Source organism: Amycolatopsis kentuckyensis (assembly GCF_002155975.1).
Classification (GTDB): domain Bacteria; phylum Actinomycetota; class Actinomycetes; order Mycobacteriales; family Pseudonocardiaceae; genus Amycolatopsis; species Amycolatopsis kentuckyensis.
Genome location: NZ_MUMI01000482.1, coordinates 1 through 2,589, shown reverse-complemented (window position 1 = coordinate 2,589; position 2,589 = coordinate 1). Strand labels below are relative to the sequence as shown.

Annotated in this window: 3 protein-coding genes; 2 read left to right on the top strand and 1 reads right to left on the bottom strand. The window is 74.0% G+C overall.

The window, feature by feature from the left end:
• Positions 1–20: 20 nt before the first annotated feature.
• Entirely contained in the window at positions 21–749 is a 729-nt protein-coding gene (locus CCN39_RS37680; RefSeq protein WP_086850501.1) for an alpha/beta fold hydrolase, read from the bottom strand.
• A 47-nt stretch (positions 750–796) separates the two neighbouring features.
• Here CCN39_RS37680 and CCN39_RS37675 point away from each other — a divergent pair, with 47 nt between their 5' ends.
• Positions 797–2,050, top strand: a complete 1,254-nt coding sequence (locus tag CCN39_RS37675; RefSeq protein ID WP_086850499.1) for a cytochrome P450 — start codon at positions 797–799, stop codon at positions 2,048–2,050.
• Positions 2,050–2,589, top strand: a 540-nt coding sequence (locus CCN39_RS37670; RefSeq protein WP_244211178.1) for a LysR family transcriptional regulator, incomplete at its 3' end; no start/stop codon positions are given. The genes CCN39_RS37675 and CCN39_RS37670, both read left to right, overlap by 1 nt.

Sequence of the window (2,589 nt, the reverse complement as noted above, 5' to 3'; positions counted from 1 at the left end):
CGACGGCTGCACCCGCTCCTTCACACGCCGAAGCGCTCGAGCAAGGCCCGCACCGCGGCCGGGTCCTCGACGTGGGCGTTGTGCCCGAGACCGGCGAGCGTGACGGCGTCGGGATCGAGCGCCCTCAGCTGCTCCGGACGGCTCATCGGGTCGTTCTCACCGGCGGCGAGCACGACCGGGCAGCGCGCCCCGGCCAGCAGGGCCGGCATGTCCGGTGCGCCGAGGCCGAACGCGGCCGGGTCCATCGCGAGGCGCCAACCTCCCTCGGTCTCGCGAAGCCCGGCCGGGTCGGTGGGCGCGATCCCGAGCAGCCCGGACACCTTAAGGTAGGCCTGATCGGCGTCCTCCCGCGTCGCGAACACCCGGGGCGGCTTGGCCGCGAACGAGGCCGCGCGGTTCAGGTCGTCCTGGCTCCACTCGACCTTGACCCCCAGCGCCAGCACGCCGTCGACTTCGACGTCGTAGCGGCCGGACGCCAGTTCCAGCGCGAGCACCCCGCCGAGCGAATGCCCGGCGACGATCAGCGGCCCGCCGTCCGGCAGCGCCCGCGCGACCGCCCCGGCGAGCGTGGCGAAGCTGTAGTGCGGCAGCGGGGCCGACGGGCCGTGGCCGGGCAGGTCGGGCACCAGGACGCGGCGGTCGAGCTGGACGGCGAGGTGGTCCCAGACGGCACCGGTCGCGCCGAGGCCGTGCAGCAGGAGGACGGCCGGTTCGCCCTTGCCGCCGGTGCGCATGTTGAGCGTGTCCATCCGCGCAGCCTCCCAAATTGTCGGTGGGCGCGGCTAGGGTCGGCCGCGTGACGATCACCGATCCGGACACCTACGTGCGAGGGGTCCCGTACGACGAGCTGGCGCGGCTGCGGCGCGCCGGCCCGGTGGTGCGCGTCGACGACTTCTGGGCCGTGCTCGGCCACGCCGAGGTCCGGCGGGTGCTGCGCGAACCGGGAGTGTTCTCCTCGCAGCTCGGCGGCACGCAGATCCGCGACGCGGCCGACCTCGCCTACGTGCGCCGGATGATGCTGAACATGGACCCGCCGGAGCACGGCCGGCTGCGCGGGCTGCTCACGAAAGCGTTCACCCCGCGGGCGGTCGCGAAGCTGACGTCGCAGATCGAGGGCTGGGCGCGGGAGCTCGTCGGCGCGGTCGCCGAGCGCGGGGAGTGCGACTTCGCGCAGGTGGCCGCCGACCTGCCGCTGCGCACCCTGGCCGGGGTGTTCGGCGTGCCGGAGCGGGATCGGCGGCTGATGTACGACTGGAGCAACCGGGTGATCGGCTACCAGGACGCCGAGTACGCGGTGAGCTCGACGGTTTCCGTTTCCGAGGTGAGCGAGCTCGCCCGGGCCGCGCTCGCCGTCCGCCCGTCGCCGGGGCCGGACGGGGCGATGCCGGACCCGCGGACGCGTGCGGGCATGCCGGATCTCTACGCGTACGCGAACTCCCTCGGCGAGTACAAGCGGTCGCATCCGGGCGACGACGTCATGAGCAACCTGATGCGGCACGTCGGTGCCGACGGCGGCCGCGTCTCGCTCGCCGAGTTCGAGAACCTGTTCTGGCTGTTTTCCGTGGCAGGCAACGAAACCCTGCGCAACGGCCTGCCGGGCGGGCTGCTCACGCTGCTCTCGCACCCAGCGGAGTACCGCAGGCTGCTGGCCGACCGATCGCTGCTGCCCTCGGCGGTCGAGGAGATGCTGCGGTGGTGGACGCCGGTCATGCACTTCCGGCGCACGGCCGTCTCCGACGTCCGATTGTCCGATGTGGACATCGCCGCCGGGGACAAGGTGGTGGTCTGGTTCTCGTCGGCCAACCGGGATCCTTCGGTGTTCCCGGATCCGGACACCTTCGACATCGGCCGCACCCCGAACGACCACCTGACCTTCGGCCACGGGCCGCACTTCTGCCTCGGCGCGCACCTCGCCCGCGTGCAGATGCGGGCCATGTTCGACGCGGTGCTCGACCGGCTCGGCTTCGTGGAGCTCGCCGGCGAGCCGGTGCGGCTGCGGTCGAACTTCCAGAACGGCCTCAAGTCGCTGCCGATCCGGTGGGCCGCCTGATGGAGATCCGGGAGCTGCGGGCGTTCGTCGCGGTCGTCGAGGCGGGCGCGATGTCGAAGGCGGCCCGGCAGCTGCACGTGAGCCAGCCCGCGCTGTCCCAGACGATCACGGCCCTCGAACGGCGGCTCGGCGTCCGGCTGCTGGTGCGCACCAGCACCGGCGTCCAGGTCACCGACGCCGGGACGACGCTGCTCGGCGAGGCCCGCGCCGTGCTGGCGCGGCACGACCAGGCACTCGCCGCGATGGCCCGGCACACCGCGGCCGGCGGCGGCGTGCTGCGGGTCGGCGTTCCCCTGGAACTGCCGCCGGACCTGCTGCCGTCGGCGCTCGCGCGGCTGCCGGACACGCGGGTGCAGGCGCGGCACCTGTCGTCGGTGGCCCAGGTGGCCGCGCTGCGGGCCGGCGAGCTGGACGTCGGGCTGGTCCGCGAGCGCCCGGCGGGGCCCGACCTGGACGCGGCGCTCGTGGTGACCGAGGACGTCGGCGTCCTGCTGGCCGCGGACCTGGCGGAGAAGCTGGGCTCGCCGGTCCGGCTGGAG

Excerpts from the sequence above, each read along its gene's own strand:
- CCN39_RS37680 (WP_086850501.1), bottom strand. The coding sequence starts at position 749 with ATGGACACGCTCAACATGCGCACCGGCGGCAAGGGCGAACCGGCCGTC.